Source organism: Nocardia sp. bgisy134 (assembly GCF_057708325.1).
In genome coordinates, this window is the sequence record NZ_JBYIRW010000048.1 from 1 (window position 1) to 4155 (window position 4155).

Genomic DNA, 4155 nt, shown 5'->3' on the forward strand with positions numbered 1-4155 from the left:
TTTGCGAAGCATCGCCGATGGAGGGATGTCCGCCAACACCTGACCGACCACACCGGTCGATGGCGCAGGCCGTCCGCGGACGGGATCGAGTTTTTCAACCTTGCTAAGGTGCCGATCACTCAGATACTGGTACCGCGTCGAAACGATCGCCGATCCCTGGACCTGGGCCAACCTGACGCCAGATCCCGCGGAGCCCAGCGCGTGGAGACACGCACGTCTTCACTCGGCGAGCGGCCCCCCAAAGGACCAGCGGCAACGTCTGCACCGCGCTGTCTCGACCAACACGGTCTCTCAGCGAACCGAGAGTCTCACGTGTTGAAGTCGGGCACCGTCAGTTCGGGAGCGCTGCACATGACAGACACGTCTGTCGCTCGCGAGCGACGGCGGCCCGGCTGCACCCTTGCACGAACCGCGAAGTCGCAGCGAAAGTTCGGTCGCCTTGCCCACGCAAACCACGCCTCGGCCTAGGTGGCCGAAGTGGCCTTACTCATGCCTACACACCTGGTCGCCTTCGCATTCGCGTGCAGCTACTCTCGTCCTATGACAACAACGTTGAAACGGGGGTAAACGATGAGCCACCGACTGCGGGCGGCGGACAACCTCGTGGTGCCATCGAACTTCATTCGGGCGGCGCGAGAGTCGGGCTACGTCAGCCTGTCCACCGCGCTTGCGGAACTAGTCGACAACTCTCTCCAGGCAGGCGCCTCTGATGTCGCCATCAGCATCAACCGTCCGATTAAGGGTGTATGGCCACAGATCCAGGTCGAGGACAACGGCGAAGGCATGGATCGGGCCAAGCTTGCCTCCTGCCTGCGGTTCGGCGGTTCATCCCGGTTCGACGAGCGGACCTCGTTCGGCAGATTCGGTATGGGGTTGCCCGCCGCATCGGTCAGCCAGGCACGGAAGGTGGAAGTCGTCGCGTGGCAGGCGGGTCAGCCAGCACAGTCCGTCAGGCTCGACGTAGACGAGATTGCTGCTGGAATGCCAGTGGACCTTGCACCGCGACCCGCTGGCAGCGCGCCGACATCGTCAGGATGTCGCGTCGTTTGGTACCTGTGCGATCGGGTTGAATACCGACGTTTGGCATGGCTTGAGCGAGCACTGCACCGCGATCTGGGCAGAATTTACCGGCGTTTTCTGAGCGGTGATCTGCGGCTCACGATCAACGATATGCCTGTGCAGCCGGTGGATCCGACCTTGCTCACAACCGACGTCGAGGGTCGGACGGCACAGCCAGCGTTCGACACCCTGCGATACGAGGTCGCCACCGCGTCCGGTGACACCGCATTCGTGACTGTACGATTTACCATCCTGCCGGTGCACTCCTGGCATCACCTGGACAACGTCACCAAGCGCCAAGTCGGGATCGTAGGGCACGGCGGTGTAACGATACTTCGTGCTGGTCGTGAGATTGCCATCGGCTGGCACTTGATGGGCTCCAAGCGCAAAGAGAACTACGACGACTGGTGGCGCTGCGAGATCGAGTTCGACCCTGTGCTCGATGAGCACTTCGGCATAACCATTAACAAGCAAGGTATCCGGCCCTCCGCTGCTCTTCGCGACGCAATCGAGCCCGAACTCGAGTCAATCGCGCGAATGCTGAATGCCCGCGTCCGCCAAGCGTTCGAGGAGGTGAAGTTCAAGGCCGCTGCCGCGGCATCCTGCCGAATCGCCACGGCTGCCGACGCCGACCTCCCCGCCCTCAAAGGCCGGGGTCGGGCCCGAGGTCCTCTGAACTACAGCATCGGCTCGGCACCGCTGCCTGTGGAAACGATGTTCCGCTCGCGTCTCAAGCACCGTACGCTCGACGTCACCTTGAACATCGACCACCCCGCGTTCGCGGCGCTCTACCACCCGTTGATCACCATGGAAGATACCGCCGCCACGAAACTTCGCACAGCGATCGAACTGTTCCTACTGTCCTTCGCGCGGACCACCCTTCTCATGGGTCGAGAAACGGATGAGATGCTTCGGATATGGAGCGCGACATACGGACGGATGGTCCAGCGATCATGAGCCCAGATTTGAAGTACGTCCCGCTTAGTCTCCCGACCATGGCCACACGCCAAGAGCGGCGTGCGTTCGTAAAACTGTGCGCGCTCCTATCCGAAGTCGATATACACGCAGTCGGTTCCGGTCTAGACCACACTGAATGGGCACGCGCCGCCAACCTTGGCAACCTCTATGAACAACCCATCCTTGCGGCGGCAGCACACACCTTGATCGACCTGGTAGACCAAGGCTGGACGATCACAATCGACAAGATCGGACCACTTCTGCGCCCTCCCTCGGCGTACGACGACCGCCGAGCAGAGAAGGCGCGCATCAGAAGGCAGGAGCACGTCCGTCGAGATGAGCAACTGCGCAAGCCGAGCGTGCGTCGTTTCGTCGAGTCGATGGAGCGCGGCCAGCGACATGGCGATGACATCGTCTCGGTGTTCAACCTCATGCGGGACGGTGGTGAACTCGCAGATACCCTCGCATCAGCCGACGACCCGACCACAGCGATCAAGCCGTACGTCCAAATCGTCGACCAATCAACCTGCGAACTAACAGGTTTCAGACTGCACGATATTTGGCGGTACTTCCGCCACACGTGGTCGAACGCATATGCCACCGTGCCTGGTCGTTCGATGCCCATCCTCATCCGCGATGCTGCCACGAAGCACCACGCTGTGGTTGGCCTGGCTGCAATCTCCAGTCCCGTCGTCCAGATCGCCGAGCGCGACACCTGGATGGGGTGGGAGACAGATCAGTTCCTGAAGGCGGTCGAGGCGAATCCGACGACCGAAATCGCACAGTGGCTAGCGAATCGTATCCAGACGCAGATCGACGAGATCTATGTGACTGACCTGGTCCGGAACGGGGTACTCGAACCAACTGGCGCTGGCACGGACACCACCAACACGGTCGCCCGTCTCAAAGCCGACGCCGAGCGCTACCGCCAGAAGCACCATCGGGGCAGCGCCATCAGGATTGTTCGGAACATCGAGTCGGACGCCTGGGTTGAACGCGCCGAGACGTATTTGTTCCGGAGCAAGCGTTCCGCTGCCCTCGCAGAAGCGTTGGAGATCGCAGAATGCCTCGGGCAGCACTTCGAGCAGGAAGCCACCCCACTGGCTGGACTTAAGAAAGCTCTCGATGATCGGAAGGCCCGTGGGCAGATCCGGCGTGTGATTCGCAAGGCCCGCGGCGAGCGCGTGGGCACGGTTATCGCTGACCTCACAGTGTGCGGTGCCGTTGCACCGTACAACGCGCTCGCGGCTGGGAAACTCGTCGGTGCGCTCGCGGTGTCTCCCAAGGTGCTTGCCGCATACCGTGCGAAGTACGCTCGCCCTAGCGAAATCGCGTCGGCCATGGCGGGCCGCCCGATCGAACGAGAAGCACGGTTGTCCTTCGTAGGGACGACGTCGCTTTATGGCACCGGCTCCAGCCAGTACAATCGACTTTTCTGGCCAGCGAACGTCATGGGAGGCGCGGCCGATGTTTTGATGGGCTTCCACGAACTCGGCCGCTCCCGCTCGTTTGGCACGTCGCATTTCTCGGACGAAACTGTCGCTGCACTTGTGCGTCTGTCGCAATTGAACGGCTCTCTCATACGAGTGAATAGCATCTTCGGTGAAGGCGTAAGTCCACGGCTCCGCAAGATCCGGCTTGGCTTGGCAGCGCTAGGGTGGCCCACCAACGAACTACTCAAGCACGGCCGGGAACGGATCCTCTACGGCGTGCCTTTGGTCAAAAACCTGCGGGAGTTCTCGCTCGGTATCGCGCCGGAACCGGACTATCTGATCGACCCGGGTATGGAAGACGCAGATCATACGGTCGCCACCTGGTGGCTTGGGCGCTGGGCACTTCGGAGAGCCGCGCAGCCAGCGGTGCAGGACGCCATGCGCTCGCATCGCCTCGTTCGCCCGATCCAACACGGTGCGCGGGTGCCACTGCCCGTCGACGACGAGTTGTTGCTCTTCTCCGCCGAGTCCGTTCTCCCGGGCTCGTGAGGGCACGGCCTGGTTGCTGACTAACGAAGGCCTCCTGTTGTGGAGCGGATATCGAGAAACCGCTTCACTTCCAGGAGGCCTTCGTGGGGGCGCCGATCTGTCCGCCCGCGCCCGCAAGAACCCTCGCTCCTTCCGACGCCGGGAAGCCAAACCCCGT

At 62.0% G+C, this 4155-nt stretch carries 2 protein-coding genes; both read left to right on the forward strand.

Translation table 11 applies throughout. The annotated features are described in order from the left end of the window. Window positions 1-570 precede the first annotated feature (570 nt). On the forward strand, window positions 571-2016 hold the full coding sequence (locus tag AC3ERS_RS36480; protein WP_431972717.1) for an ATP-binding protein: 1446 nt from the start codon (window positions 571-573) through the stop codon (window positions 2014-2016). Window positions 2017-2054: 38 nt separating this feature from the next. Continuing rightward, window positions 2055-3998 (forward strand): Druantia anti-phage system protein DruA, encoded by a 1944-nt coding sequence (locus AC3ERS_RS36485; RefSeq protein ID WP_431972718.1) that lies wholly within the window; start codon window positions 2055-2057, stop codon window positions 3996-3998. Window positions 3999-4155 lie beyond the last annotated feature (157 nt).